The organism is Paraflavitalea speifideaquila (assembly GCF_032395985.1).
Taxonomy (GTDB): Bacteria; Bacteroidota; Bacteroidia; order Chitinophagales; family Chitinophagaceae; genus Paraflavitalea; species Paraflavitalea speifideaquila.
In genome coordinates this window covers 5,760,593-5,784,800 of sequence record NZ_CP135920.1, presented here as the reverse complement: position 1 = coordinate 5,784,800, position 24,208 = coordinate 5,760,593, and the positions used below count along the sequence as shown (strand labels likewise).

37 protein-coding genes are annotated in these 24,208 nt (G+C 46.3%); 20 read left to right on the top strand and 17 right to left on the bottom strand.

Annotation, left to right across the window (positions count from 1 at the left end; all coding sequences use genetic code 11):
- Window position 1: 1 nt before the first annotated feature.
- The 9 genes from RS881_RS39740 to RS881_RS39705 all read right to left on the bottom strand — a co-directional run bounded on the left by RS881_RS39740 (window position 2) and on the right by RS881_RS39705 (window position 8,638).
- On the bottom strand, window positions 2–1,450 hold the full coding sequence (locus RS881_RS39740) for an ABC transporter permease (protein WP_315815842.1): 1,449 nt from the start codon (window positions 1,448–1,450) through the stop codon (window positions 2–4).
- A 12-nt stretch (window positions 1,451–1,462) separates the two neighbouring features.
- Window positions 1,463–3,607 carry a TonB-dependent siderophore receptor gene (locus tag RS881_RS39735; RefSeq protein WP_315815841.1) on the bottom strand — a complete coding sequence of 715 codons (2,145 nt, stop codon included), beginning with the start codon at window positions 3,605–3,607 and terminating at the stop codon, window positions 1,463–1,465.
- Window positions 3,541–3,927 carry a carboxypeptidase-like regulatory domain-containing protein gene (locus RS881_RS39730; protein WP_315824755.1) on the bottom strand — a complete coding sequence of 129 codons (387 nt, stop codon included), beginning with the start codon at window positions 3,925–3,927 and terminating at the stop codon, window positions 3,541–3,543. Before RS881_RS39730 ends, RS881_RS39735 begins: the two co-directional genes overlap by 67 nt.
- 587 nt (window positions 3,928–4,514) lie before the next feature.
- The gene (locus RS881_RS39725; protein ID WP_315815840.1) at window positions 4,515–4,829 is read right to left on the bottom strand and encodes a ribosomal maturation YjgA family protein; all 315 of its coding nucleotides are present in this window, start codon (window positions 4,827–4,829) and stop codon (window positions 4,515–4,517) included.
- A 162-nt stretch (window positions 4,830–4,991) separates the two neighbouring features.
- Complete coding sequence (locus RS881_RS39720) at window positions 4,992–6,284, bottom strand: hypothetical protein (protein ID WP_315815839.1); 1,293 nt, start codon at window positions 6,282–6,284, stop codon at window positions 4,992–4,994.
- A gap of 207 nt (window positions 6,285–6,491) precedes the next feature.
- Window positions 6,492–7,319: a glutaminyl-peptide cyclotransferase gene (locus tag RS881_RS39715; RefSeq protein WP_315815838.1), complete on the bottom strand. Its 828-nt coding sequence runs from the start codon at window positions 7,317–7,319 to the stop codon at window positions 6,492–6,494.
- Between the two features lie 13 nt (window positions 7,320–7,332).
- Complete coding sequence (locus tag RS881_RS39710) at window positions 7,333–7,842, bottom strand: hypothetical protein (protein ID WP_315815837.1); 510 nt, start codon at window positions 7,840–7,842, stop codon at window positions 7,333–7,335.
- Between the two features lie 21 nt (window positions 7,843–7,863).
- The gene (locus tag RS881_RS61895) at window positions 7,864–8,079 is read right to left on the bottom strand and encodes a heterodisulfide reductase-related iron-sulfur binding cluster (RefSeq protein WP_425476310.1); all 216 of its coding nucleotides are present in this window, start codon (window positions 8,077–8,079) and stop codon (window positions 7,864–7,866) included.
- On the bottom strand, window positions 8,009–8,638 hold the full coding sequence (locus tag RS881_RS39705; protein ID WP_315815836.1) for a (Fe-S)-binding protein: 630 nt from the start codon (window positions 8,636–8,638) through the stop codon (window positions 8,009–8,011). Before RS881_RS39705 ends, RS881_RS61895 begins: the two co-directional genes overlap by 71 nt.
- Window positions 8,639–8,843: 205 nt before the next feature.
- On the opposite strand from RS881_RS39705, the gene RS881_RS39700 reads away from it, so the two are divergent.
- From RS881_RS39700 to RS881_RS39675, 6 genes are all read left to right on the top strand, one after another.
- Complete coding sequence (locus RS881_RS39700) at window positions 8,844–9,359, top strand: Crp/Fnr family transcriptional regulator (RefSeq protein ID WP_315815835.1); 516 nt, start codon at window positions 8,844–8,846, stop codon at window positions 9,357–9,359.
- The gene (locus RS881_RS39695) at window positions 9,356–9,544 is read left to right on the top strand and encodes a helix-turn-helix domain-containing protein (protein ID WP_315815834.1); all 189 of its coding nucleotides are present in this window, start codon (window positions 9,356–9,358) and stop codon (window positions 9,542–9,544) included. Before RS881_RS39700 ends, RS881_RS39695 begins: the two co-directional genes overlap by 4 nt.
- 311 nt (window positions 9,545–9,855) lie before the next feature.
- The gene (locus RS881_RS39690) at window positions 9,856–9,990 is read left to right on the top strand and encodes a YHS domain-containing protein (protein ID WP_315815833.1); all 135 of its coding nucleotides are present in this window, start codon (window positions 9,856–9,858) and stop codon (window positions 9,988–9,990) included.
- Window positions 9,954–10,136 carry a YHS domain-containing (seleno)protein gene (locus RS881_RS39685; RefSeq protein ID WP_315815832.1) on the top strand — a complete coding sequence of 61 codons (183 nt, stop codon included), beginning with the start codon at window positions 9,954–9,956 and terminating at the stop codon, window positions 10,134–10,136. Before RS881_RS39690 ends, RS881_RS39685 begins: the two co-directional genes overlap by 37 nt.
- Before the next feature lie 18 nt (window positions 10,137–10,154).
- Window positions 10,155–10,544, top strand: a complete 390-nt coding sequence (locus RS881_RS39680) for a DoxX family protein (RefSeq protein WP_315815831.1) — start codon at window positions 10,155–10,157, stop codon at window positions 10,542–10,544.
- A gap of 174 nt (window positions 10,545–10,718) precedes the next feature.
- A complete protein-coding gene (locus RS881_RS39675; RefSeq protein ID WP_315815830.1) occupies window positions 10,719–11,273 on the top strand; it encodes a hypothetical protein in 555 nt (184 codons plus the stop codon).
- A gap of 50 nt (window positions 11,274–11,323) precedes the next feature.
- Here the strand turns inward: RS881_RS39675 and RS881_RS39670 are convergent, their stop codons facing one another.
- Window positions 11,324–11,572, bottom strand: coding sequence for a hypothetical protein (locus RS881_RS39670; protein ID WP_315815829.1), 249 nt, complete (start codon window positions 11,570–11,572; stop codon window positions 11,324–11,326).
- On the opposite strand from RS881_RS39670, the gene RS881_RS39665 reads away from it, so the two are divergent.
- The 3 genes from RS881_RS39665 (at window position 11,525) to RS881_RS39655 (ending at window position 12,481) form a co-directional block, all read left to right on the top strand.
- Window positions 11,525–11,860, top strand: coding sequence for a YceI family protein (locus RS881_RS39665; RefSeq protein ID WP_350339997.1), 336 nt, complete (start codon window positions 11,525–11,527; stop codon window positions 11,858–11,860). The two genes, RS881_RS39670 and RS881_RS39665, sit on opposite strands and share 48 nt — an antisense overlap.
- Window positions 11,861–11,958: 98 nt before the next feature.
- Window positions 11,959–12,240 (top strand): YceI family protein, encoded by a 282-nt coding sequence (locus RS881_RS39660; protein WP_315815828.1) that lies wholly within the window; start codon window positions 11,959–11,961, stop codon window positions 12,238–12,240.
- Between the two features lie 49 nt (window positions 12,241–12,289).
- Window positions 12,290–12,481, top strand: coding sequence for a hypothetical protein (locus RS881_RS39655; protein ID WP_315815827.1), 192 nt, complete (start codon window positions 12,290–12,292; stop codon window positions 12,479–12,481).
- 270 nt (window positions 12,482–12,751) lie between these two features.
- Here the strand turns inward: RS881_RS39655 and RS881_RS39650 are convergent, their stop codons facing one another.
- Entirely contained in the window at window positions 12,752–12,907 is a 156-nt protein-coding gene (locus RS881_RS39650; RefSeq protein ID WP_315815826.1) for a hypothetical protein, read from the bottom strand.
- Between the two features lie 145 nt (window positions 12,908–13,052).
- On the opposite strand from RS881_RS39650, the gene RS881_RS39645 reads away from it, so the two are divergent.
- The 6 genes from RS881_RS39645 (at window position 13,053) to RS881_RS39620 (ending at window position 15,510) form a co-directional block, all read left to right on the top strand.
- Window positions 13,053–13,751: an NRDE family protein gene (locus RS881_RS39645; RefSeq protein WP_315815825.1), complete on the top strand. Its 699-nt coding sequence runs from the start codon at window positions 13,053–13,055 to the stop codon at window positions 13,749–13,751.
- Between the two features lie 27 nt (window positions 13,752–13,778).
- Window positions 13,779–14,066 (top strand): hypothetical protein, encoded by a 288-nt coding sequence (locus RS881_RS39640; protein WP_315815824.1) that lies wholly within the window; start codon window positions 13,779–13,781, stop codon window positions 14,064–14,066.
- Window positions 14,066–14,305 (top strand): hypothetical protein, encoded by a 240-nt coding sequence (locus RS881_RS39635; protein ID WP_315815823.1) that lies wholly within the window; start codon window positions 14,066–14,068, stop codon window positions 14,303–14,305. The genes RS881_RS39640 and RS881_RS39635 overlap by 1 nt, the downstream gene beginning before the upstream one ends.
- Before the next feature lie 62 nt (window positions 14,306–14,367).
- Entirely contained in the window at window positions 14,368–14,841 is a 474-nt protein-coding gene (locus RS881_RS39630; protein WP_315815822.1) for a hypothetical protein, read from the top strand.
- A gap of 22 nt (window positions 14,842–14,863) precedes the next feature.
- The gene (locus RS881_RS39625; RefSeq protein WP_315815821.1) at window positions 14,864–15,106 is read left to right on the top strand and encodes a hypothetical protein; all 243 of its coding nucleotides are present in this window, start codon (window positions 14,864–14,866) and stop codon (window positions 15,104–15,106) included.
- Window positions 15,085–15,510, top strand: coding sequence for a hypothetical protein (locus RS881_RS39620; protein WP_315815820.1), 426 nt, complete (start codon window positions 15,085–15,087; stop codon window positions 15,508–15,510). The genes RS881_RS39625 and RS881_RS39620 overlap by 22 nt, the downstream gene beginning before the upstream one ends.
- 203 nt (window positions 15,511–15,713) lie before the next feature.
- On the opposite strand, the gene RS881_RS39615 is transcribed toward RS881_RS39620, so the two are convergent.
- Window positions 15,714–16,208, bottom strand: coding sequence for a phosphoribosyltransferase family protein (locus RS881_RS39615; protein ID WP_315815819.1), 495 nt, complete (start codon window positions 16,206–16,208; stop codon window positions 15,714–15,716).
- A 103-nt stretch (window positions 16,209–16,311) separates the two neighbouring features.
- Between RS881_RS39615 and RS881_RS39610 the strand changes: the two genes are divergently transcribed.
- On the top strand, window positions 16,312–17,613 hold the full coding sequence (locus RS881_RS39610) for a 4Fe-4S dicluster domain-containing protein (protein WP_315815818.1): 1,302 nt from the start codon (window positions 16,312–16,314) through the stop codon (window positions 17,611–17,613).
- Between the two features lie 47 nt (window positions 17,614–17,660).
- Entirely contained in the window at window positions 17,661–17,912 is a 252-nt protein-coding gene (locus RS881_RS39605; RefSeq protein WP_315815817.1) for a DHCW motif cupin fold protein, read from the top strand.
- Window positions 17,913–18,004: 92 nt separating this feature from the next.
- Here the strand turns inward: RS881_RS39605 and RS881_RS39600 are convergent, their stop codons facing one another.
- The 4 genes from RS881_RS39600 to RS881_RS39585 form a co-directional block, all read right to left on the bottom strand.
- Window positions 18,005–18,436, bottom strand: a complete 432-nt coding sequence (locus RS881_RS39600; RefSeq protein WP_315815816.1) for a hypothetical protein — start codon at window positions 18,434–18,436, stop codon at window positions 18,005–18,007.
- Entirely contained in the window at window positions 18,402–18,869 is a 468-nt protein-coding gene (locus RS881_RS39595; RefSeq protein ID WP_315815815.1) for a hypothetical protein, read from the bottom strand. The genes RS881_RS39600 and RS881_RS39595 overlap by 35 nt, the downstream gene beginning before the upstream one ends.
- A gap of 120 nt (window positions 18,870–18,989) precedes the next feature.
- Window positions 18,990–19,505, bottom strand: coding sequence for a hypothetical protein (locus tag RS881_RS39590; protein ID WP_315815814.1), 516 nt, complete (start codon window positions 19,503–19,505; stop codon window positions 18,990–18,992).
- Entirely contained in the window at window positions 19,490–19,795 is a 306-nt protein-coding gene (locus RS881_RS39585; protein ID WP_315815813.1) for a DUF2279 domain-containing protein, read from the bottom strand. The genes RS881_RS39590 and RS881_RS39585 overlap by 16 nt, the downstream gene beginning before the upstream one ends.
- A 416-nt stretch (window positions 19,796–20,211) precedes the next feature.
- Here RS881_RS39585 and RS881_RS39580 point away from each other — a divergent pair, with 416 nt between their 5' ends.
- The 3 genes from RS881_RS39580 to RS881_RS39570 all read left to right on the top strand — a co-directional run bounded on the left by RS881_RS39580 (window position 20,212) and on the right by RS881_RS39570 (window position 22,487).
- Window positions 20,212–20,493: a hypothetical protein gene (locus tag RS881_RS39580; protein ID WP_315815812.1), complete on the top strand. Its 282-nt coding sequence runs from the start codon at window positions 20,212–20,214 to the stop codon at window positions 20,491–20,493.
- Window positions 20,468–21,940, top strand: coding sequence for a phospho-sugar mutase (locus RS881_RS39575; protein ID WP_315815811.1), 1,473 nt, complete (start codon window positions 20,468–20,470; stop codon window positions 21,938–21,940). The genes RS881_RS39580 and RS881_RS39575 overlap by 26 nt, the downstream gene beginning before the upstream one ends.
- Window positions 21,941–22,019: 79 nt before the next feature.
- Window positions 22,020–22,487, top strand: a complete 468-nt coding sequence (locus tag RS881_RS39570) for an OmpH/Skp family outer membrane protein (RefSeq protein ID WP_315815810.1) — start codon at window positions 22,020–22,022, stop codon at window positions 22,485–22,487.
- 391 nt (window positions 22,488–22,878) lie between these two features.
- Here RS881_RS39570 and RS881_RS39565 read toward each other — a convergent pair whose 3' ends face one another.
- Complete coding sequence (locus RS881_RS39565; protein ID WP_315815809.1) at window positions 22,879–24,030, bottom strand: DUF8696 domain-containing protein; 1,152 nt, start codon at window positions 24,028–24,030, stop codon at window positions 22,879–22,881.
- Window positions 24,031–24,208: the final 178 nt, after the last annotated feature.

Genomic DNA, 24,208 nt, shown 5'->3' with positions numbered 1-24,208 from the left:
ATTAGATGGTTTTTAATTGACGAGCCGATAGGTTGGTGATCAATAACAGCAACAGGAGCCAGATGAAAAAGGCAAAAAGCGAAACCTGTTCATTCCTGATAACCGCCGTAAACGCAATGGGCTGGTATTGAAATTCGGGCAGGTCGGCCCAATGGCTGCTGCTAATCGTGGCCGGATGATCAGGTGGCCCCGGTTTCCGGTTGCTGATGTATTTCATTTGCAGCTCATTCATCTTTTGCGCCAGGCTATAACGGTAGGCTTCGGCTTGCTGTTGAAAATGGATATAGGAATTATAATCAGTACCGGCAATACCCATGGAACAATATTTAACCGCCATAAACGGATTGAGAAAGGCCGCATACCGGGCAATGCTGTTTTGCTGATCATACCTTTGTAAAAGCTGAGTCTGTTGCTCGTTATAGATCGTGGCACTTATCTTTTCTCCTTCGGCCATAATAAAACCACTATAATTGAAGGGCAGTTTTTCTACTGAATCCACCTGGTAACTTTTTAACAGCGATTCTTTAATGGTTTTGTAATGAGCATCATTGGGGTTATGGCTGTCGCCTTCTTTTAATATAGCTTGTTCAATACTTGCCTGAAAAGCTGTGACAGAAGGGGCAGGATAAAAATATGCGCCCAATGATTGGGTAGCCCTGGGTAAAACGATGGTGAATAAAAGCCAGATACCTATCAGTTTGATAAGCGCTGCCTTGGCCGTATTGCTCCAGGCCGATACCAGTACAGCTATCAGGCTGTAAATAACAAAATACAGAAAATAGGAGCCAGATATGCACAATAACCTGGTGAACTCACCGGCTGTTACCTGAAACTTCATAAGCAACAGCCAAAGTATGATCGATAGGGCGATTACCGGTAGGAAGAGTACCAGTATCACACTGATAATGCCCAGGCTTTTACCAGCTATCAATTCTTTCCAGGAAATACCTTGACTAAATAAGAGCTTCAGCGTGCCCTGTTCCCGCTCTGCAGCAATGCTGCTATAACCTAAGAACACGATCAGCAGGGGTACCAGTACCTGGAGTATCATAGCAATGCTGATCTCCCCAAATCGAAGTAAACCCGTGGAGAAACCAGCCTCTGAAAAATTAACCGTGTTTTGTTTATGGGCTTCCAGGAACAGCGAGCTGCCCATATAATTTTCCATACCCGGGTCAAAGAAACTAAGCGCGGGTTTAGGCCTGAATGCAAAATGACCATAATGGGCCATGCGGTGCGGATGCTTATCGGGATTGTTGAGCCAATCCTGCCTGGCCACTTCCTGATACCGTTGCCGTATATCATGTTGTTGCACCCCATTTACCCAGCCGGTATACCCTGCGTAAGCCAGTAAGCAGGCCATGAGCAGCGTTAAAATAAATACCCCTCTGTTCTTGAAGGCATGCATCCATTGCTGGGTGGCCAGGAGCCGTAATACCTGTATACGCATATACTGAATAGTTTAAAATTTGTAAGTAGCTGTCAACAGTAAGTTGCGAGGCGCCCCTGGAAATAAGCGCAGGTAGTTTTGTGCGCCTATCCAGTAGGCTTTGTTGGTGATATTGTTGATGTTCACCGCCAGTTGCATATTGCTTTTATTGGGCGTGTAATAGATGGCTGCATCCAGCAGCGTATAAGCCGGTACTTTAAAGCTCCTGGTAAACCAGGGCACTTTATCGCCACTGCATTGCAGACCCAGGCCAACACCCAGGTCTTTCAGGATCATCCCCTGCGTTATATTGTACCGCATCCACAGGTTGGCGCTATGAATGGGCGTGTTTTGTTTCCGTGCACCTATTAAGGCCGCGTCTTTATCGTTGCGGATAGTAGCATCAATATAACTGTACGAGGCATTGAGCTGCCAATTGGAGCTGATAAACCCTGCCAGGTCCATTTCAAATCCCCTGCTTCTTTCTGCACCCCGCGTTACCAATAGATCGGGATTGGCCGGGTCATTGGCACTCATCAACAGGTTACGTTGATTGATCTCAAATAAAGCGGCATTGAGTTGTATCCTGTTTTTAAACAGGGTGGTTTTAATCCCCACCTCCTTCAGGTTGCTGGTAATTGGGTCAAACGTACTGCCTGCAGGCGCCGCTACCGGTAACAACGTTACCGTATTGGCCTGTGGCTGAAATCCTTCCAGGTACGTACCATACACATTCATATCCGGTGTAAGCGCATACGTGAGCCCAACGCGCGGTACTACCCGGTATTGATTCACCTTTATCGTGTTGTCGGCCTTGTAATTGGTAATATCCGAAAACCAATCACTCCGCAGGCCCAACAATAACAGGAATCCTTTCCATTTTAGTTGCTCCTGGATATAGACAGCATCCGATTGAATAAGCGCGGGCGATAAAGCTGTTTTGGTAAATACATAATCATTGATATTACGGATGAGATAGGCCGGATTGGCCAGGTTAAAATGGTCTACATTGGGCTTGGGCATTTGAATGCCATCTACCGTGATCACCTGGTATTGTGCCTGATTGGCTGGATTGTACGTATTCGCCGTTTTTCCGTTGGTAAGCAAAAATCCCCTTGCCGCATTTTGGCCGCCCCCTTTGAGCTTGCGGGTATGCGTGAGGTCATAACCGATCAACAGGTTATGCTGCAAGGCGCCTGTTTTAGCCGTAATCGTAAAATAACCGTTCACATTATCCGTACTCCAGTTTTGTTGCCGCTGCACCATTTGCATAGCAGCCAGCGTAGGGATGGGCTGGTTGTTGATGTCTACAGCAAAAGCATTCGTCGTACGGTGCTCTTGCAGGTCTTCCGTCCAGTTTTGCTTCATATACGAAACCGTAAAGCTCACCTGGTTGCTGAACTTGTGCGACAGGTTGCCCGTGAAAATAACCTCCTTCGACTTAAAGTGATCATTAGGAGCACCCATGTTGAAATTAGCAGCCGTACTATTGAGATTCGTCTTTCCTTCCGTAGCGCCAAAGATGGCTTGTCCACGGTCGAGCCGGGAATTAATATTACTATAGATCAGTTCGATATTAATAGAAGTACGGTTGTTGGGTATATAAGAAAAAGAAGGAGATAGCAATAGGGCTTTTTGGTATTGCAGGTCCCGGAAGCTATTGGCATCCTGGCAAGCGCCATTCAAGCGATACAAAAGCGTTTTCTCTTTATTGAGCGGACCGGTAAAGTCAAGCGTACCCCGGATCGTGCTAAAGCTGCCTACACTAAGACTGATCTCCTTGCGGTCAACAGCCAACGGTTTTTTGGTAACGAGGTTAATACTACCCCCTGGATCAACACTGGAGAAGGTGGCGCTGGCCGGCCCTTTGATAACCTCGATCCTTTCGATATGAGGCGTGAGCGGTTGATTGAAGTAATATTGCCGCGTGCGCATACCATTCAGGATCACCCCTTCTTCGTTTTGACTGATACCACGAATGGTAAACTGGTTGTAGTAACTGGTGGCCGTAACGCTGCTGGCTGTTTTAAGTGCATCGGCCAGTTGAAAAGCCTGCCGGTCGGCAATTAGTTCCTTGGTGACGGTTGTAATGGCCTGCGGGATATCCTTGGTCAGCGTAGCCATTTTGGTGGCAGCAAATGAATAGGCGCTGGTATAGCCGGTGGCACTACGCCCCAATACTTCCACCGTTTGCAATTCCGGGATTGAAGGAATAGCTTGACCAGGTAACTGGTTTTTGCCAGGCTGTCAGTCAGGTTGATAGAGCTGGTAAAAAGCTCGTACCCAATAGCAGTAACCGTAATAGCGTATGAGCCTGGGGCCAGATGTTCAAAGACAAAGGCCCCTTCCGTATTGCTGGTAGTGGTTGTTTTGACCCATTGATTGCTGATGTGCAGGGTGGCGCCATGCACAGGATGCATAGCGGTATCCAATACTGTACCCGGAAAACGAACCTGCGCCCATGCCGGAATACCCAGGCAGATGGACATTACGGCCATCAAAAATACTTCATAATGCAGTGGAGTTGCTTGAATAGTTAAAATGGTTTCCCCCTATCCCTGGCTCATGCACTGGCAATAGCAATAGAGCAGGAGTTACCTGCCGGGAAATGGAGATAGGTTATACGAAAGCTTAGGAAAAGAAGGCAGGAGGGCCTTTATTGGAAAAAGACCAGGTAGGTAGTGAATGAACCGACGCTGTATACGCTGCATGCGTGACAGGGTAAACCTGGTTTACTGTTTGAAGGCAATAAGTAGTAGTGGCAGCATGTACTGAATAGTGGTGGGAGCAGATGCTGCAATTGGTAGAATAGCTTCCAACAGCATGCACTGTTAACTGCTGTTTACCCCTTTGTGGCCAATAGCAGGAAAAGTACTTCCCTGACCCCGCCATGCTGGTGCCACCAATGTACCGGAGTAGCTATAAAGAGATAGACCAGCAGGAGCCCTGCCGCCAGAAAATGCTTGTATTTAGCTACACCCGTCAATCTGATTAATTCAACAGTGTTGCAAATATAGGGACTGGTGACCAAACTAAACTGGAATAGGTCAGGAAATATTCCTGTCAACCATTCATGGCAAACCTATTATAGGGTTTGCCTGACCTTGGTGCTGGTTCTTTTGGTTTCAATCACCAGTACGATGGCTATTCCCGCTGTATAAGCCAGGAGATCGATCCATTCAAAGGAACTGCCGATAAGCGTTCTGGCAAGTTGGGAATGGCCAAGACCAAGCCGGTCAACCAGGCTGAAGTATTGCAGGATCTCCAGGAGGTAAGCGAAGAGCAGCGAGCCCATGGCGGCTGGCAATACCCGTATTTTCAGGAAGGCTTTCAGGAAACAATACACAAGTATCACTGCTAAAAGATCGCCTACATAGGGCCGGATAATGGGATCATTCAAATACAAGGCTATCAGTACTTCAATTACGAAGAGTAGCAGTGCCAGGAAAAAGTATTTTTATGGAAGGTAAACATGGGGTGGCGCAAGACCGGTTGCAAAATATAAAAGTGTTGCGGAAGCCGCAACACTTTTTAGTTGTATTAATGTGAAGAGCGGATTAGGCTATAGTTTAACCAACTGCACGGTGGACGATCTGTCGAGCTTGCCGTTGAAATACAAATAATAATTGCCGGCGTTGACCCCGTTGAGGTCAATGCGGTAATTGTTGGCCCCGGAACTGAGGTTGAGTGGCATTTTCTTGATGGGCCTTCCCATATTGTCAACAATTAGCAGGTCGCCGTTTTGGGCCCTGTCTACAGCAATGGAAATAGCTGCATAGGATTTGGTGACGGGATTGGATAAAACGGTTAATTGAAGGCCCGCTATGATTGCTTTTATCCTCACGATGGAAGAATAGGTAAACCTGCCATCAATGTCTACCATTTTTAACCTGAAATAGCCACCTGTTGCCAGTGGTATGTTAAACCTATAAGTAGATGGCTGATTGCGGGCCTTTACTTCACCCGCATTTTCAAAGATCACCCCATCCTTGCTGCGTTCAACGATGAAGGACTGTACATTCTCTTCCCAGGTGGTGATCCATTCCAGTTCGGCCTGCTCATTGAGTTGCCGTCCTTTGAAGGAAAGTAATTTTAAGGGTAATAAAGCTGAGCAACTGGTGCAGGGGTTGCTCACCACAGCAGCGCCCACTACCACGGGAACAGGGTTGCTGGCACCGGCTAATTGACATATATGTACGTTGGAAGTTGCAGTAATTGCATTGTTGCCCGTAAAAGAGTTGCTGTAGCTTACACAGGCTACGCCGCCAGGCGCTGTTACAGCATTGGTTTGATTGGAAGTAATATTAACCGTTTGAGAAATGGAACCCGGGCCCAGGCATACCTGAGCGCCTCCATTGAGTGTAATATCGTTGCCGGTAGCCGCACCATTGTTAATGAACAGACCACTATTAAAAACAACGAAGGCGCTGGTGACATTGATGTTAGCGCCTGCTGCATTGTACACAAAAGTATTACTGCCTTGTACATTTACAGTGGTATTGAAGGTTGCCGTGCCCGAATTGAAGAAATTATTGTTGGGGCCTGTATTAAAACTCCCTCCAAATGTTATTGCTGCACCTGCATTGATGACCACTTGGCCGCTGGTGAAATTGGTATTGGTAAGCGTGGCTGTACCGCACAACAATAAGGTGCCACCGTTGATGGTAATATTGGAGAAGCTGCCACCCACACCATTAAAGAAATAAGTTTGCCCGGTATTGATCGTAACCCCATTGGTCAGGGGCGTGCCAGTGCCACAGGCCAGTATAGGAATGGGAACAGGTGGCATGCATTGACCCTTTGTTTGCAAGGAAATAATAAGGCCGATAAAAATAAAAGTAGTAATAAGACGCATAACAAACCATTTTGAGTAAAGAATTTATCCCTACGGTTTGTTGCAGAGGGTGAAAGTAATTTTGGAAATCTCCTGTTAAATTATTAAATATAACAATTCAAAACAAAAGAATTGACAATTGATCTACAGGAGCTGGCTCGAAGAGCAAGCGGGTTGCAAGGTCAATTCAAAACCTGATCGGTGCCTCCATGCCTCGTTGCCTTTCTTTTAATGCGGAAAGTTGATCTGATACAAATTGGCCCATAATTTCCCCGTTACATAAATTTTATCCGTTACAGCATCCCAGGCAATACCATTCAAAGCGCCTGCTTCGGCCTGCCTGGCTTTCGCTTCCCTGGCCAGTGAACTAAGATCAAGCCTGCCCACTATTTTCCCATTGGCCGGGTCAATCTTAACGATCTCATCGCGTAGCCAGATATTGGCATAGATAAAACCGCCGATGTATTCCAGTTCATTGAGGTAATTGCGGGGTGACCCATTTTCCGTTACTGCCAGTTGTTTGACTGGTGTAAATTGATCAGGATGCAGAAAGGTTAATTTATCCGTACCATCACTCATAATGATCTCGGTACCATTGGTGGTAAGGCCCCAGCCTTCAGGATTACTGTAACTAAACTGGCCAATGCGTTTAAACGTTTGAGCATCGTATACAAAACAGGTACGGTTTTTATAAGTGAGCTGGTACAACTTGTTGTTCAGGATCACAATGCCTTCTCCGAAATATTTCTTTCTATCGAGCTCAACTTTGATGTTCATCTTCCCCGTAACTGTATCAAGGCTACCCACCAGGGATCTCGTATACGGCAGATCATCGGGCGAACCAGTACTTTCAAACAGTTGACCATTGTATACCAGCAGCCCTTCGGTAAAGTAAGTAATATCATGCGGGAAGGGTTTCACCACCGCGTAATTAATGGTGGGTATGGGAGCCACGGATGGCGTTATGCCCTGGTTGTGCTTGTCTGTTCCGTCATTACAACTCAACAGCAAAAGGGCTGCTACAAAACCAGGTATTGCTTTGAATGAATAATGCATTGGGGTTGTATACTTATGCTTTGATAGCAATGCGGCGCGTGAGCCAGCTATCTTTTACCGGTATCATCCATTTCGTTTCCAGTTCCTCCCTGGTTTGTACCAGGTTGTTGAAGTAAAGCGTATCAGCACTGATAAAATTATTGTCTATCGCATGTTGCAGTTGAGACAAGGGGAGGAGTTGTACTTTGTCCTTTACCTGGAAAGCCAGTAATTGGCGGTCGAACAGGAGTACTTTATAGAGTTCTTCAATTTGTTTGATCAGGCGAACAGAACTATCTGTACTACAGCCGCTTACACCAGTAGCCTGTTCATCGGCCATCAATACGATGAATTGTCCGAAGAGCAAAGTGCCAAAACCTTTTACAGGCGTGCCATGTGATTTCCAATGACTGGTAAAATCATTGAGCAGGTCCTCTACCTGTAAAGCTTCGCCCATAGCGAAGAGGCGGCTGCTTTGGTAGATCCAAACGCGGGAGTCAGGTGCAAAATCAGCGGGTAACAGCGGTTGATAATTCCAGTTCATGGCGCAAAGATACGGAAATGGTCAAAGTGATTGTGCGATCAGCTCCGCCACATCTACTACCTGTACGTTTTGCTCTTGTTCTTTATTTTTTACGCCATCCGTTAACATCGTATTGCAAAAGGGGCAGGCAGCCGCAATGATCTGGGCGCCCGTATCCAGGGCTTCATCACTGCGCTCGAAGTTGATGCGCGTACTTCCTTTTCTTCTTCCTTGAACATTTGAGCGCCCCTGCTCCACAACACAGGCCCTTGCTACGGCAGCGTTTCATTTCTACCAGCTCCGCATCCAGCGCTTCCAGTACCTTACGGGGCGCTTCATAAATATCATTGGCGCGGCCCAGGTAACAACTGTCATGATAGGTAATGCGTTTTCCTTTGAAAGGACCACCACCCTGTAATACGATCTTACCTTCATCCAGGAGTTGCTGCAACAGCGTAGTGTGGTGGATCACCTCATAACTACCGCCCAGGGCGGGATATTCATTTTTAAATATATTAAAGCAATGCGGACAGGTGGTCACTATTTTCTTGATGCCATAGCCATTCAGTAACTGAATATTCTGGTAGGCCATCATCTGGAACATAAATTCATTACCAGCACGGCGGGCAGGATCACCTGTACACATTTCTTCCTTGCCCATAATAGCATAATTATACCCCACTTTAGAAAGGATCGTCGCAAAAGCCTTCGTGATCTTTTGGGCCCGTTGATCAAAACTGCCCGCACATCCTACCCAAAACAATATATCCGGTGTAGTGCTGCTGGCCATCATCTCGGCCATTGTTGGTACATGCATGCCATACTAATTTGGGTGTAAATCTACTGAGAAGAATTTAGAATTCAGAATACAGAATTCTAAAGGCAGCTTACAGCATTAGCTAAGGGCACGCGAACTGCTTCCTGTCAATGTGTATAAAAAAATGGCAACAGGCGCTATTTGTCAATAACTTTAACAGACCATTCCCCGGCTACATTATCCCAAATCCGGAATGACGACTGATATGCTCTCTGACGAAAAACTTTTATTGATCCGTCGCTACGACCTCTGGCGACATATTTCTGATGAGGAATATGAGGCACTCAATGTAGTGCATAATTTTATTGAAGCCAGGAAAGGCGACTATATCTACTTTGAAGCCTTTCACCACAATAAACTGTATTTCCTGAAAGCAGGCCATGTACGCATTGGTTATATTGATGAGCAGGGCAATGAAGTGATCAAAGAGATCATCGAAAAAGGAGAGATATTCGGTCAGCTTACCCTGGAGCGCAATAACCTCCAAGGCGAATTTGCACAGGCTTATAAGCAAGATGTAAGCCTTTGTGCCTTCACAGTAGAAGCTTTTGAACAATTACTGGCCCAAAAACCTCAACTGGCCTTAAAGTACAGCAAACAGGTGGGCTCCAAACTCCGCACCATCGAAAACAGGCTCGTGAACCTGCTCAATAAGGATGTGCGGACGCGGTTGATCAATTTTTGTGGCAGTTGGTATTGCAGCACCTGGCAGATCAGGTGACTGACGAAGTGCATATTCCCAATTATCTCACACATGAAGATATAGCCCAGCTCATTGGCGCCAGCCGCCAAACCATTACCACCCTCATCAGCGAATTATCCGCAGATGGCTTACTGGTCTATAACAGGCAGGAGATCTTTTTCCCGGATGTGAAAAAATTGCAAAAGCTGGCAAATGTCGGGTAGGTGACAATTAGAAGGGTAAAGACGGAAGTAGTTTTGAAGTAGGAAGCTTGCAGCCGGGACATTCTCCCGGGATATTGCAGCAGGATGAACTTTCTGAACTTATTTTTCGTACTTCTAATAAACCAATTTGTCATGCAAAAGTAGGGTTACTGGTAGGCTGGTTGCTGTTGGCAGGGACTGCCTTTTCACAGGACGCCACCCAGGCGCGTGCGCAACAGTTTAATACAGAAGACGGGCTGGCTATCCAGGGTACGACCCCGTAGCTTATTTTAACCTGGGAAAAGCCGTAAAAAGGCAGTAAAGACAATGCCTTGTATCACCAGGGCGTTACCTATTACTTTTCTTCCACCGGCAATAAAGATGCATTTAAGAAAGATCCTGCCAAATATGAACCCCAATACGGTGGCTGGTGCGCCTATGCCATGGGAGCAAAGGGGAGAAGGTAAGCATTGACCCCAAAACCTTTAAAGTACTGGACGGGAAACTGTACCTCTTCTATAACAAGTTTTTCAACAATACCCTCACCAGTTGGAATAAGGATGAAGTGAACCTGAAGCGGGAGGCCGACAAGCATTGGATGAATTTTAAGTAAGCCTGCAAAAACAACATCATGAAATTACTTGCCATTTTCACCTGGGTATTGCGCCTGCTCGCTGCCCTGATCTTATTACAAACCCTCTATTTTAAGTTTACCGCCCACCCCCAATCTGTAAAGCTGTTTACCGAATTGGGCATGGAGCCCTGGGGGCGTATAGGTACAGGTGTGCTGGAACTGATAGCCTCCATCCTGTTGCTGAATCCACGTACTACAGTATATGGTGCTGGATTGGGACTGGGCCTGATGGCCGGCGCCATTTTTTTCCATCTCACCAAACTGGGTATAGTGTTTGATGGCGATGCCGTTTTGTTTATCTATGCCGTAATCACCTTTACCTGTTGCCTGATACTCCTCATTATTTACCGGGCACAATTATTACGCTTACTAAAACTAAAATCATGAGTAATAAATGGCTGTTATTGGCAATTAATTGTTGCCTGGCTACAGGTACCATGGCCCAGGCAAAAGTGGAGCGTATGAACCGGTTTGTTGACCTTTCAGGTACCGTGGGCAATGCCCAGGGCAGCCTGGCTGCCAGCTATGTACACAACTGGAAGATTGGCAGGAAACGGAAATTTGAAATGGGCATTGGCGGCCGGTGGACTACCTATTGGGGTACCAAAAGGATTTTATCACCGCAGGCCCCGCCAAATATACCCGCTCCTTTACCATTCCTTTCATCATCTTTTTGCGGGACAACAGGAAGCCAATTTCGACACCCTTACCGTGCAGCGACCATTAACACATACTATCAACCTGACGGCCAACCTGGGTTACCAGGTAAGCCCCAAATGGTATGCTGGCTTTAATATTGATGTTATTGGCTTTACTTTCGGTCGTAAAACGGCTGGCATTTTTACCAGTAATGGAACCAGTACCGTCGACAGCCATGTAAAGCCGGCAGCTTTCAATTTATTACTTACCGGTGACCATGACCGGGGCAGCCTTAATTCAGAATTCTTCGTAAAGTATGCTATTACTCAACACTGGCAACTGAAAGCTATTTACCAGTTTTTGTTTGTAGAATATAAAACAGAACAGGTGCAGCAGATGATCCCCAATGGACCATTGAATGACCGGTTTCGCAACAAAGTAAACAATGTTGGATTGGGCATAGCCTTCCACTTTTGATCAACCACTCAATTTTCCAGCAGTCAGATCTATATAGTTCATGTATAACCTTAAAAGATACCATTGGTAATGGCCTGCCTGATGGCAGTAGTTACAATAACTGCCCAGGAATATGAACCGGCCGACAATGCGTCTGCTATTAAGTTCAGGGTTAAAAACTTTGGCCTGGGAGTTACCGGTACATTTACAGGCTTGCAGGGGCCATTGTATTTAATGCGGCCAACCTGCCTTCCAGTAGTTTCCTGGTAAGCGTGGATGCAAGCTCTATTGAAACGGGCATCAATTTGCGTAATAACCATCTCCGGGGCGAAGACTATTTCGATGTAAAACAGTATCCACGCATCAGTTTTGCCAGTAGCCGGCTCACTACCACCGGGCAGCCAGGCGCTTTCTTCCTGATGGGCAAACTAACCATCCGGAATGTGACGAAAGAGGTCGGCTTCCCCTTTACGGCAACAGCTACAGAAAACGGGTATTTGTTCGACGCAAGCTTCAGGATCAATCGCCGCGATTTTAAAGTGGGAGGCAACAATACCATTGCCGATAGCGTGAGCATAACCCTGCACGTGGCAACAAGGAAGAAATAAGGGTATAACAATGATTTTGATGAAAGGTAGAGGAGGGTTGGTCTTTGATGAATATTTTTAGCGAAACGGGGAACAGGATATATGATCAAAAGATGGTTGTGTTGTTGATAGGCATAATATGGTGCACCATTGTACAAGCTCAGTCCTATATTCCGGTAAATGACAGTTGCCAGATCAGTTTTACCATCAAAAACCTGGGCATTAAAGTAAAAGGTTCCTTTACTGGTTTGCAGGGAATCATTCAATTTGACCCCGCGCAGCCTGAAAACAGCGCTTTTGATGTACAGTTGGACGCTGCTTCTGTCAACACTGGTAACCACAAACGGGATGAGCATTTGCGCCAGCCAGTCTTTTGGATTGTACTAACTATCCACAAATAAAGTTCGTATCCACGAAAGTCGCCCAGGGTAGAAAGGCTGGCACATTTTTATGGAAGGTACCCTGACTATCAAAGGAATATCCTTACCCCTTTCTTTCCCATTTTCCGTTATTCCCACCACTGACGGATATTGGCTGGAAGGGAAGTTGGGGATGCGCAGAAAACCTTTTACCGTTGGCCGAACAAGTACGGTTTCCGATAAGCTGACCGTATTCGTCCGGGTGCTTGCCAAAAGGGTGTGATCGTGCATGAGGTGTTGATTAAAAATCAGTTAGATCGTTGCGGGAAGCTGAATTAGTGCTATTTTGCAAATAATAAAACCGACCGATGCAATTACAACAAGCTGTCAATACGGTCTTCGTACAGCTTTCTGAGTCTCTCGTGCAAATCTCTCAGCAAGAGTATGTTCAACCATGTAAAACATTGTTCAATAATACTATTGGGCAGCATGTGCGTCATGTAATTGAATTGTTTCAATGCCTGGAAAAAGGATATGAACAGGGAACCGTGAACTATGAAAAAGGAAGCGTGATCAGGATATTGAAACCAATAAGGAACTGGCCAGTCGCCTCTTGCACGAAATACATGGTGGCCTTGGTAAATCCAATAAAGAACTTACCCTGGAGGCTACCTATGATGATCATGCTACTCAACCCATCACTATTCAAACCAATTATTTCCGGAAATAGCCTATAACCTGGAACATACCATTCACCATATGGCCCTTATCCGGGTAGGATTAACGGAGGTTGCTACCATCACCTTACCTGAAAATTTTGGTGTCGCTTCCTCCACGGTCAAGTATAAAAAGCAATGTGCACAGTAACCTACATTCCAGTTTCAGATAAAGTATACCTTACTTCTAACCGGGATGAGAAACAGGGGCGTTCGCCGGCATTGGCGCCCGCTGTATATGATCTCTCCCCGGGCAGGTTCTTGTTTCCCAAAGATGCCGATGCTGGTGGCACCTGGATAGCCGCCCATGAAAATGGCAATGCCATTGTATTCCTCAATGGAGGGTGGGTAGCCCATACACCACAACCGCCTTATCGCAAAAGCAGGGGATTGGTTTTGCTGGAGCTGCTCAACAGTACCATGCCTTATCATTATTTCCTCACCCTGTCATTGGACAATATAGAACCCTTCACTGCCATCATTTGGGAAGATGGAGCTTTGTACGAATGCCGCTGGGATGGTAAGAAGAAGTATGAACAGGCATTGGATACCTCCCGGCCCTATATCTGGAGCTCGGTTACCCTATACAACCAGGAGGTGATACGCAAACGCCAGCAATGGTTTGAATCCTGGCTTCGCCAACAAGGAACCCCCTTGCTGGAAGATATCCTGCATTTCCATCAGTTCACCGGCGATGGCGATGAAAAGAATGACCTGATGATGAACCGCGATGGGAAAGTATTTACCGTAAGCGTTACAGCTGTCGTTATAACAGCACATTCCACCGATATGCATTACCTGGATTTAAAAATAACCAGACTTTTGCGCAGGAATTAGCAATCGAAAAACAATGGTAGGCCGATAATGAATGTTTTCCAAAGAATCCTGCACCGACCTTTCTTCATAAGACTATTGAACTGGGAATACTGGAGTTTTACACCTGTTTATATATGGCTCTATCCTGTTTGGTTCTTCATTTGTCTACGTGCACGGTCTTTATTCTTCTTCGCAGCAGCCAATCCCCGTATTAAGAATGGTGGTTTTCTCAATGAATCAAAGGAAGATGTGGTAGCCCTGATACCGCAGCAACATCATCCTAAAACAGCCTTTTTGCCATACCTGCCAATGGTTCCATTGTCATCAATGAATTAATGCGCCAGGGACTGGCATTTCCCCTCATTGGTAAACCCAATGTAGGTGGGCGTGGGCGCGGCGTAAAAGTATTGGCCGATGAAACCGCTGTCATCAATTATGTAGCCCAGGCTTACCTCGATTTCCATATACAGGAATATGTGCCCTGGAAAAATGAAGTGGGCATCTTCTATTACCGCTATCCCGGCGAAGCCAAAGGAAAGATATCAGGCATCGTTAAAAAGAATTCTTATCTGTAACCGGCGATGGGCAACATTCCATACGTGCGTTATTGTTGCAAAACAAGCGGGCACTGATGTATATGAGCAGCCTGGAAAGCATGCATGGCGAGGGCTTGCAGCAAGTATTGCCGGCAGGGGAGAAACTGATCGTTTCGCCTTATGGCAACCATGCCAGGGGTTCCCTTTTCCTGGATCACTCCCATTTGATTGATGCCGGATTGGAAGCCATGATCGATGGCATTTGTAAACAAATACCTGAATTTTATTTCGGCAGGTTGGATATTCGCTATAATACTTTGGAAGAATTAAAGCAAGGACGCAATTTTGCCATTATTGAGGTCAATGGCGCAGGAGCCGAACCTACCCATATCTATGATCCAAAACATTCCCTGTTTTTTGCCTGGAAGGAAATTGTACGGCATTGGTTTATATTGGGCCGTATCAGCCGTATGAACCACCAGCGCGGGCATCCCTATCTTACCTGGAAAGAAGGGGTACAAATGTTCAGGGAGGATAAAGAATGGTCGGCAAAACTGGCTGCCATGCCCAAGTGATCCGTTTAGTGTCAACATTAACATGAAACTGTTACGCATATTTATTACGGGACTGTTCATCAGTTTCCTGGGCACCTTACCCCTTGGTACCCTCAATGTAGCTGCCATGCAGCTATCCGTCACCGATGGCCTCAGGCCGGCGTTCTATTTTGCCCTGGGTGCATTGCTGGTGGAAATGGTGTATGTACGGCTGTCCCTGGTGGCGATGGATTGGGTGCGCAAACAAAAAAACTATTCCGCTGGTTGGAATGGTTTACCCTCCTGATCATCGTAGCCCTGGCCGTAACCACTTTTGTTGCTGCGGCCAACCCTTCGGGCGAAGGGAAAAATATCATCCTTAGCAGCACCATGCACCGCTTTTTACTGGGCCTTACCATGAGCGCCGTAAATCCCATGCAAATCCCTTTCTGGTTTGGATGGAGTACCGTATTGTTTACTAAAAAAGTATTACTGCCCCGCAATGATCATTACAATACCTATATATTAGGCATTGGGTTTGGTACCCTATTGGGCAATTGCATATTTATATTGGGTGGTCACCTGATGGTCGACAAACTCAATGCCAACCAAAATGTCTTGAATTGGGTCATTGGCGGCATATTTGCCATTACCGCCCTTATCCAGGGTTGGAGAATGTGGCGCCATAAAGACGCAGCGGAGAAATTGTAAGGTGATCTTGCCCCTGAGGTGGCGTCAGCCTGTATTTGTCGATTTTCAGCGTTTACCCGCTTCGCGTGGCTAAGCCTGTCGAAACTGCCGAAGTGGTCGAAGCGGTCTTGGGGTGGGTCGCTTCTTCAGTCGCCAGCCTTCCCGGCGCATGCCGGGATGACGCCTATTTCAAAGCGGCTGGCTTTGTTGATCTACAGTACATCTTATTCCATATACGCCCCTATCACCGCATCGCCTTCTGTTTCCACAAAAATATGCTCCTGTAAGGTCGTGGCTACCGACAGGCCCACATAATCCGTACTTACCGGAAATGTTTTGTGCGTACGCTCTACCAGGGCCAGCGTTTGTATTTTGCGTGGGTGAAAAGCCAGTAAAGGTTTCATGGCATACAGCAGGGTTTTGCCACTGTTGGCCACATCATCAATAATGATCACTACTTTATCTGTAAAGTCCATCGTGGGCGTAACCACTACTTCGCCAGGTTTCTTTTTATCCAGCGATAGCGTGATCAATTCAGTGGGCAAATTGCTGATCTGTTTCAGCAGTTGCTGAATATTTCTGGCTATCACACTGCCGCTTTCCCGGATGCCGGCCAGTATCAGCTGTTTTTCATCCAGGTTATTCTCAACTATCTCATAAGCCATCCTTTGCATCTTTCGGTGCGCCGTATCTGCATCCAGGATATAGTTCTTTGCCATACTGAAGTTTTGCCAAAACTAATAATTTTATGCTTCTGTGCTGCACTTATGTGATTTACCCCCTTATACATTACCTAATTCGCACATAAGGCATATCTTAGCGGTGACCAATCTATCAAGGCATGTCATACCTGCAGCAGATTTTTTTGTTATTGCCGCCGCTATCACCATTTGGCTATTTTCCCGCAAAGTCATTGCCATCCGCAGGAATATCCTGTTGGGTAAAGAGGAGAATTACAATGATCGTCCCGCCGACCGCTGGAAAAATGTATTCCTGTTGGCCTTTGGTCAGAAGAAAATGTTCCGCAAACCCCTGGTGGCCTTCATGCACTTTATCATTTATGCAGGGTTTATCATCATTAATATTGAGGTAGGAGAGATATTTATTGATGGCGTAGTAGGTACCCACCGCCTCTTTGCCGGTTGGTTGGGCAGTTTTTATAATTTCCTCATCAACGCCTTTGAGGTACTGGCTATCGGTGTATTGGCTGTATGCGTTGCCTTCCTGGTTCGCAGGAATATCCTCAAATTAAAACGTTTTATCAGCCACGACCTCGATGGATGGCCACGCAGCGATGCCAATTATATCCTCATTACCGAGATCATCCTCATGACCCTCTTCCTCACCCTCAATGCTTCCGATACCTTGTTGCAAGCGCGTGGGTATGGTCATTATGCAGATCATGTAACCGGCAATTTTATTGTTTCCCAATGGTTGCAGCCCTTATTGAATGGCTTTAGCGATGGAGGCCTGGTAGCAATAGAACGTGCCTGCTGGTGGTTGCATATCCTGGGTATCTTTGCTTTCCTCAATTACCTGCCTTATTCCAAGCACCTGCATATCTTATTGGCATTTCCCAATGCTTATTATACCCGTTTATTGCCCAAGGGCGGGATGCGCAATATGCCCGAAATTCAAAATGAGGTATTGTATGCCATGCAGCCCGAAATGGCCCCTACCGATGCAGCGCCTCCCGGTAAATTTGGCGCCAAAGACGTAATGGACCTTAGCTGGCGCAATTTAATGGACGCCTACAGCTGTACCGAATGTGGTCGCTGTAGCAGCGCCTGCCCCGCCACCACTACCGGCAAACTCCTTTCGCCCCGTAAGATCATGATGGATACCCGCGACCGCCTGGAAGAAGTAGGCAAGAACATAGATGCCAATGGCGGCCTTAAAGAGGATGGTAAATCCCTTTTGCACAATTATATCACTACCGAAGAGTTGAGGGCCTGTACTACCTGCAACGCCTGCGTGGAAGAGTGCCCAGTAAGCATCAGTCCCCTGGAGATCATCCTCGAACTGCGCCGCTCCCTTGTCATGGAAGAAAGCAATGCCCCCAGGAATGGAATGGCATGTTTGGCAATATCGAAAACAACTTCGCCCCTGGAAAGTACCGCCTGATGACCGCGACAAATGGGCGCAGGAAATGGAAGCCTAAAACATACACCATGGACATACTACCTTTCAACTTCCAAACTATCGACTGGTCGCCTATTCCCCGGGAAGAGGCACCGGGCGAGCAGGGCTCCCTCGTACGACAGGTGGTGATGATGGGTAATATCCGCGTGCGCAGGGTCAATTACTCAGCCGGTTATATGGCCGATCATTGGTGCACTAAAGGCCATGTACTTCATTGCCTGGAAGGGAAATGGATACCGAGCTGGCCGATGGCCGTATTTTCAGACTTGTACAAGGAATGACCTACCTGGTGGGCGACAACAGCGAACCCCATCGCTCGTCCACACAAACCGGTTGCCAGCTGCTGATTGTAGATTGATCCTTTAAAACTGTATTATTGGGAACAATGCTTTTTGATCTTTTTCATTAAAGTCCTGGCTTTATTGCCCATTTCTGGCGGAAATTGGTATTGAACATACCTGGCCTTCATACAAAGGTCCAGCAGCCAGTTATAGTCTTCTGAAATTTCACGGCAATGCTTTTCTACAAGATCTGCCAATAACTGATGCTTATTCGCATTTCTATGACTCCGGTAGTTTTGGAATTCTTCAATCGTTTTGATATTGGTTTTCCCTCCACTTATTGAAGGGACGGAAAAAGGGAATATTTTATAACTCACAAATTGAAGAGATGCATAAAAGGCAGTAGTAATTATCCAGTCAGAGAATTCCTTCTTTGTTTCTAAAAAATCACAGGTAGCTTCATTATGTTCTCCATGCTCAAACCGGTCCTTATTTTTTAGCGTACTTCCATGAGTAACCATCATCTATTAGGTAGCTTTCGTTAAAGTTGTTTGATTGAGGCATAAAGGAGAAGGCTATGTAATAGTTGTCTTTAAGATACTCGTTCTTTATTTGCCGGGCAATTGTATATACCGATCGAAAATCATCAGCTACAAAGTCTTTTTCACTTACAACGAATAGAACCTCAAAGGAGGTAATACCATCCGCTTTCAGGAAAACTGCATGTACAGTTATGTTTTGTTTTTCTAATTCACCTAAAAGCTTTTCTGTGGCATCGCCACTCTCATTCATATTGGTAGCAAATTGTGAGGTGAGTACCTGGGTGTATTCAGTTTTACCAGCTTCTACCCCCTTTAAATAGGCGTCAATGATAGGATCAGGAGAGGAGGTTCCTTCCTTTTGCTTCCATACAACCCTTAAGTTGTTAGAATTAGATGAAGTAGTAGCTGCTTCCATAATTGGCAAATTACCATTTCGGCATCCCGCTCATAAATGTTAATGGTTAGTCCGCAAGATAATCATTGTTTTCAAATTAAAACAATTTTGCATAAGATGCTTCGGGCGCGTGTAAAAACATCAGAAGTATACCAAATGTCCACGCAGTTTGCCCTTTGAGCTCAACTCCAATGTAGGGGCGGGTATCTTGATCATATTGAGGATGAAGAAAGCAGAGCGCAGGAACTTGCTTTTCGTTTTGATCTTCGTGAGGTCTATATCGGGACTTAGGTAAAAATGCCTGGTACGCGCTATATCCCACCGGTTGTATGCCGTACCTCCTTTATCCGTCCATTTGTTTTCCATGCCGCCCAGCATGCCTTCGGCGGAATACCCCACGGCCAGGTTGAGCCATTTAGGTAATTTGGTATCTGGCAAAAAAGCGTGGATATTGGCACTCAGCCAATACGTTTGAGAATTATAATCTTTCAACATTCTTTCCTGGATGCTTTTTCCAAAAAGCTGGTCGCGGCGGGCTTTTAGTTCCGGGCTGCTATAATCGTAGGGCCAGTAGCTCAGTTTTACCTGTAACCGCTGTTCATGCCATAGCAATTCCTGTGCAGTGTAGAGCGCCGAGCCGGTTACATTGGCGGCCATATCCCCCAGCTAAAACCCCATTCACTCGAAAAGCCATCCTGGATCTCGATAATACTTTGATAGGCTACCCCACTGATACCCCCCAGCCAGGCGCTTTTGGCAGCACTCAACCCTGCCCATTTCCACAAAGCCCCCGATACCCGGCTCATCTGGTAGGCTGTCCACACATGCCCTGCCTTATCCATTTGCAGCCATTCCCCGTTGTCATTAAAAAAATGGAACGATTCTTTAGGATAGTCTGCATACCAGGCCTTGTTGAGCGCTATATACGAGCCCCCACAGCGCCACATGCGTACCGGCTACCAGCCACAACCGCTTTTATTAACAGCAGGCTTGGAAAGCGTATCAAAGCCGCTCCAGCCCGAAACCAGCCTGGAAGCAGCCAGAAGCCCGGATCTACCCACGATTGAGGATTGCCAATTGCCACTGTGATCCAGGATCGATTGAGGTTTGTAAATTGCCAACTGCCGACTGCCGATTGCCGATTCGCAACTGCCGATAGCAGGTTCCTGACCCGGGACCGACAGGCATATCAATATCGCTAGCAGCACTGCCAGCCATTTTGAGGTAGGTATTGTACAGGAAAGCACAGCCAAATTTAATGATAACTTATTGGCGGCTAATTTACAATAAAAATGTGGCCCTGTTTTGTAATATTGTCAATTGTAACGATATTAGTCCCCCAACTATTAAAATAAGTACGAATATGGATGCAGCAATACAGGACAAAGTGAGTACATGGCTGACTGGTAATTTCGACCAGGCCACTAAAGAGGAGGTCAGGAAATTACAAGCCGAAAATCCCAATGAATTAACCGAAAGCTTTTACAGGAGCCTCGAATTTGGAACCGGAGGTTTGCGCGGTATTATGGGTGTGGGCACCAACCGCATGAATAAATATACCGTGGGTATGGCCACCCAGGGGTTTGCCAATTACCTCAAAAAAAACATATCCCGGTGGTGTGGTGCGGATCGCTATAGCCCATGACAGCCGCAATAATAGCCGCTTCTTTGCCGGGATCGTAGCCAATGTAATGGGCGCCAATGGCATTAAAGTATTCTTATTTGAGGCTTTGCGTCCTACACCCGAATTATCTTTTGCTATCCGTCACCTGGGTTGCCAGGGTGGGGTAGTATGTACTGCTTCCCACAATCCCAAAGAATACAATGGCTACAAAGCCTATTGGAATGATGGCGGGCAACTGGTGCCGCCACACGATAAAAACGTGATCCTGGAAGTGGAGAAGATCGCTTCCGTAGATGATGTGCAATGGGAAGGTGGCGAAGCCAATATCTCTGCCATTGGAAAGGACATGGATGAGGCGTATATCAAGATGGTGAAAAGCCTGAGCGTGTATCCCGAAGTCATAGCCAAACAGCATGACCTCAGGATCGTTTATACCCCTATCCATGGCACTGGTATTACCCTGGTGCCCGAAGTGTTGAAACGTTTTGGATTTACCAATGTCAATATTGTTGAGGAACAAGCCGTGCCTGATGGTAATTTCCCCACTGTAGTATATCCCAACCCCGAAGAGAGCGAAGCCATGAGCATTGGCTTAAAGAAAGCCCAGGCCCTGGATGCGGATATCTTATTGGGTACCGATCCCGATGCCGACCGTGTAGGCATTGCCATTAAAGACAATCAGGGTAAGTGGGTGCTGATGAATGGTAACCAAACCGCTGTACTGGCTTTTAATTACCTCATTGAAGCCCGTAAGGCCAAAGGTATTGCACAGGCCAATGATATGGTAGTAAAAACCATTGTGACTACCGATATGATCGACAATATTGCCGCCCAAAGCAATATCAAATGTTACAATGTACTTACCGGGTTTAAATGGATAGCCGAACTGATCAAAGAAAAAGAAGCTGCCGAAAATTACGTGATCGGCGGTGAAGAAAGCTATGGCCTCATGATCGGTTCACAATTGCGCGATAAAGATGCTGTATCTGCCGTAGCCTTCTTGTGCGAAATGGCTGCCTACGAAAAAGATAAAGGTCATACCCTGTATGATAAACTCATTGACCTGTATGTGAAATATGGTTTCTTTAAAGAACACCTGATCTCCATTACCAAGAAGGGTATGAATGGGCAGAAGGAAATTGCTGATATGATGGAAACCTATAGAAGCAATCCACCTCAAACCATCAATGGCAGCCCGGTTGTACAACTCCTGGATTATGAATTACGCAAAGGCAAGAACCTGCAAACAGGGGAGGAGTGGGAGATCAAACTACCCAAATCAAATGTATTGCAATTCATCCTGGCCGATGGCAGTAAAATATCCGCCCGTCCCAGTGGTACCGAGCCCAAGATCAAATTCTATTTCAGTGTAAATACCAAACTCGACAGTGCGGCTAATTTTGACAAGGTGCATACCGGACTAAATACCCGCATTGATGGTATTATTAAGGACATGCAACTAAAATAGCGTGACCGGCATCTGTTATAAAAGCAGCGAAAAGGCTAATTTTAATGACTTACATAAAACACAACTACAAACAACTAACATGCAAAAGCGTTTTTCTTTAGTGATCATTGTATTGGCCTTGGTGCTTTCCGCTGGAAAGGTAAGCGCACAAACCAAAATAGGGTATATCAGTCTGCAGGAACTGATCGTGGCGATGCCTGAGTTTAAGAAAGCCAATGCCGATATGGCCGATTATCAAAATGCACTGCAACAACAAGCCAATGAATACCAGGAGTCTTATCAACGTCTGGATAGTATTTTCTCTGCAGATTCCGCTAAATGGACGTCAGCTCAAAAGCAGGTAAAACGCCGTCAGTTGAATGAGGCCTACCTCAAAGCGGCTAATTTCAGTCAGCAGGAAGCGCCTAAAATGCTGCAGCAAAGAGAGCAGGAACTATTGGCGCCCATTCAGCAAAAAAGCAGTACAAACTGCTCAGGCGGTAGGCAAAGAGAATGGCTTTACCTATATATTGAGCAAGGAGCAGCTTATTTCTTTCCCTCCCGGTGATGATATTTTACCACTGGTGGCCAAGAAACTGAACATTACTCTTACCAAGCCCGATGCAGCAGTTCCTGGCACTACGCCACCCGCTGCGCCTAAAACGCCCGCCAAACAATAAACATTTTAATAGCATTTATAAGCGATCCCGGCATGGTAGCATGCCGGGTTTTTTTGTGTCTAGACCAGGTATTATTGGCTTACTAGAACTACTACATTAGAAAACTAATTTTAACCGCTACAAGGTAGGGGAAACGTTCATCCACACTGCATCCCACCACTACCTGATATAAAGGTCAACTGCTCGTCTAAAGATTTCCAACTCAGATAAGCTTCTGACTTATGCTTACAAGGAATATTATAGACATTCAGTGTCTCCGAGGCAAAAAGGAAGAACTATCTAATTTAATATCAGGGGGTAAAATGATTCCAGGCACGCCCCATTACTAGTCACCACGCGCTGGAAATAAGTGGTAACAGCCAGGTTGCCCGGCGTGTAGTTTAATGCCGTGGCGCTATTGATATTAGTAAAGGTCGTATTGTCTGTTGATTGCTGCCATTGGTAAGTGTAAGTACCATTGCCGCCGGTAGCAGCGGTACCGCTTAGTAATCCGGGAGCGGTATTGTAGTTGATTGATGTGCTGGCTGGTGTTACACTACCTGCCACCAGTTGCGGATACACCGTAACTGCCGCTACATTGCTGTTCAAGGTTATTCCATTGCTCGTTACCGCGCGGCGATACCAGGTGTTGGCAGTCAAGTTACCTGGTGTGTAGGTTTGAGCCGTAGCACCACCAATATTGGAATAGGTTGTATTGTCAGGCGAGCTTTGCCATTGGTAGGCGTAGCTGCCATTACCACCAGTTGCTGCCGTACCACTTAGTAATCCTGGACTGGTATAGAAGTTAATGGATGCACTCGCAGGTGTTACACTTCCCGCTACCAGTTGAGGATATACGGTTACCGTAACCACATTGCTATTCACCGTAATCCCATTGCTGTTCACCGCGCGGCGATACCAGGTATTGGTAGTCAAATTACCCGGTGTATAGTTTTGTGCCGTAGCGCCACTGATATTGGTAAAGGTTGTATTGTCGGGCGAGCTTTGCCATTGATAGGCAAAGGTACCATTACCGGCTGTGGAGGCGGTGCCACTTAACTGTCCTGGCGATGTATTGTAGTTGATGCTGATACTGGCAGGCGATAAGGTGCCAGGCGTGGGCGGTGTAGCAACAGTTACCGTAACGGTATTGGATGTATAGGTATTGCCGTTTTCAAAAGTGAGTAGCTTGAACCAGGTTTTAACACTCAGCGCACCCGGTGCATAACCACTGCCCGTGGTTGCCCCGGATATATCCGTCCAGGTGCTGCCATTGGTGGAAGACTGCCATTGAAAGGTATAAGGATAGTCACCCGTTCCGCCATCGGGCGCCGTAGCGGATAGGGCAGTGGGTACCGTACCCGTACCGATGGTTTGAATGGAAGGGCTTACCACACCCGGCGTTACAAACTGGGCCAGTAAGGATGCTGGCAGCAGTGCTGCAAACAACATACAAATTGCAGGTACAATAATAACAAGCGGATTACGCATAAGCAGTTGGCTTAGGTGATAAATACCTACCTGACTGTCTAATGACAGCAGGGAACGTTGATCTCAATGGATGGCCAGCGGGAAAATGGGCACTTCAGTTTTTATCACTAAGGGAAGAGTGTACCGGAATACCTATGCG

Excerpts from the sequence above, each read along its gene's own strand:
- RS881_RS39645 (WP_315815825.1), top strand. The coding sequence starts at position 13,053 with ATGTGCACAGTAACCTACATTCCAGTTTCAGATAAAGTATACCTTACT.
- RS881_RS39570 (WP_315815810.1), top strand. The coding sequence starts at position 22,020 with ATGCAAAAGCGTTTTTCTTTAGTGATCATTGTATTGGCCTTGGTGCTT.
- RS881_RS39630 (WP_315815822.1), top strand. The coding sequence starts at position 14,368 with ATGAGCAGCCTGGAAAGCATGCATGGCGAGGGCTTGCAGCAAGTATTG.
- RS881_RS39580 (WP_315815812.1), top strand. The coding sequence starts at position 20,212 with ATGGATGCAGCAATACAGGACAAAGTGAGTACATGGCTGACTGGTAAT.
- RS881_RS39730 (WP_315824755.1), bottom strand. The coding sequence starts at position 3,927 with ATGGCCGTAATGTCCATCTGCCTGGGTATTCCGGCATGGGCGCAGGTT.
- RS881_RS39600 (WP_315815816.1), bottom strand. The coding sequence starts at position 18,436 with ATGATGGTTACTCATGGAAGTACGCTAAAAAATAAGGACCGGTTTGAG.
- RS881_RS39705 (WP_315815836.1), bottom strand. The coding sequence starts at position 8,638 with ATGCATGTACCAACAATGGCCGAGATGATGGCCAGCAGCACTACACCG.
- RS881_RS39655 (WP_315815827.1), top strand. The coding sequence starts at position 12,290 with ATGGAAGGTACCCTGACTATCAAAGGAATATCCTTACCCCTTTCTTTC.
- RS881_RS39720 (WP_315815839.1), bottom strand. The coding sequence starts at position 6,284 with ATGCGTCTTATTACTACTTTTATTTTTATCGGCCTTATTATTTCCTTG.
- RS881_RS39605 (WP_315815817.1), top strand. The coding sequence starts at position 17,661 with ATGGACATACTACCTTTCAACTTCCAAACTATCGACTGGTCGCCTATT.
- RS881_RS39625 (WP_315815821.1), top strand. The coding sequence starts at position 14,864 with ATGAAACTGTTACGCATATTTATTACGGGACTGTTCATCAGTTTCCTG.
- RS881_RS39710 (WP_315815837.1), bottom strand. The coding sequence starts at position 7,842 with ATGAACTGGAATTATCAACCGCTGTTACCCGCTGATTTTGCACCTGAC.
- RS881_RS39565 (WP_315815809.1), bottom strand. The coding sequence starts at position 24,030 with ATGTTGTTTGCAGCACTGCTGCCAGCATCCTTACTGGCCCAGTTTGTA.
- RS881_RS39640 (WP_315815824.1), top strand. The coding sequence starts at position 13,779 with ATGAATGTTTTCCAAAGAATCCTGCACCGACCTTTCTTCATAAGACTA.
- RS881_RS39700 (WP_315815835.1), top strand. The coding sequence starts at position 8,844 with ATGCTCTCTGACGAAAAACTTTTATTGATCCGTCGCTACGACCTCTGG.
- RS881_RS39590 (WP_315815814.1), bottom strand. The coding sequence starts at position 19,505 with ATGGCCGCCAATGTAACCGGCTCGGCGCTCTACACTGCACAGGAATTG.
- RS881_RS39680 (WP_315815831.1), top strand. The coding sequence starts at position 10,155 with ATGAAATTACTTGCCATTTTCACCTGGGTATTGCGCCTGCTCGCTGCC.
- RS881_RS39740 (WP_315815842.1), bottom strand. The coding sequence starts at position 1,450 with ATGCGTATACAGGTATTACGGCTCCTGGCCACCCAGCAATGGATGCAT.
- RS881_RS39595 (WP_315815815.1), bottom strand. The coding sequence starts at position 18,869 with ATGGAAGCAGCTACTACTTCATCTAATTCTAACAACTTAAGGGTTGTA.
- RS881_RS39585 (WP_315815813.1), bottom strand. The coding sequence starts at position 19,795 with ATGTGGCGCTGTGGGGGCTCGTATATAGCGCTCAACAAGGCCTGGTAT.
- RS881_RS39670 (WP_315815829.1), bottom strand. The coding sequence starts at position 11,572 with ATGGTTATTACGCAAATTGATGCCCGTTTCAATAGAGCTTGCATCCAC.
- RS881_RS39635 (WP_315815823.1), top strand. The coding sequence starts at position 14,066 with ATGCGCCAGGGACTGGCATTTCCCCTCATTGGTAAACCCAATGTAGGT.
- RS881_RS39715 (WP_315815838.1), bottom strand. The coding sequence starts at position 7,319 with ATGCATTATTCATTCAAAGCAATACCTGGTTTTGTAGCAGCCCTTTTG.
- RS881_RS39615 (WP_315815819.1), bottom strand. The coding sequence starts at position 16,208 with ATGGCAAAGAACTATATCCTGGATGCAGATACGGCGCACCGAAAGATG.